Below are 480 nucleotides of genomic sequence, written 5' to 3'. Positions count from 1 at the left end.
AAAATAGATTGAGCAATAACGTTGCCAATTCCAATTACCTTCAAATGTGGAGGTAACAAGTTCTTTGAAAAGATGTTATATTTTGCAGCACTAAACCACTGATCTTTTCTTAAAGATTAGTAACAAGTATAAGCAGTCAGGATTTAAGACACGAGAGTCTTCGGACTCACAAAGATTTTACAATGGAGAGTTTGATCCTGGCTCAGGATGAACGCTAGCGGCAGGCCTAATACATGCAAGTCGAACGAGACCTTCGGGTCTAGTGGCGCACGGGTGCGTAACGCGTATGCAACTTACCTCTTACTGGGGAATAACTTTGCGAAAGTGGAGCTAATACCGCATAATAAACGATAAGGCATCTTATTGTTTTAAAAGGTTACGGTAGGAGATGGGCATGCGTCCCATTAGCTAGTTGGTAGGGTAATGGCTTACCAAGGCGACGATGGGTAGGGGAACTGAGAGGTTGATCCCCCACACTGG

Annotated in this window: 1 rRNA gene; it reads left to right on the top strand. The window is 43.8% G+C overall.

What is annotated here, in order from left to right:
- Positions 1–179 precede the first annotated feature (179 nt).
- Positions 180–480: ribosomal RNA gene (locus Q0954_RS34440) — 16S ribosomal RNA — on the top strand; the annotation flags it as partial.

This window comes from uncultured Microscilla sp., from assembly GCF_947493425.1.
In the GTDB taxonomy this organism is placed as follows: Bacteria; Bacteroidota; Bacteroidia; order Cytophagales; family Microscillaceae; genus Microscilla.
The sequence above is the reverse complement of the archived record's forward strand: the minus strand, read 5'-3'. Positions and strand labels throughout refer to the sequence as shown.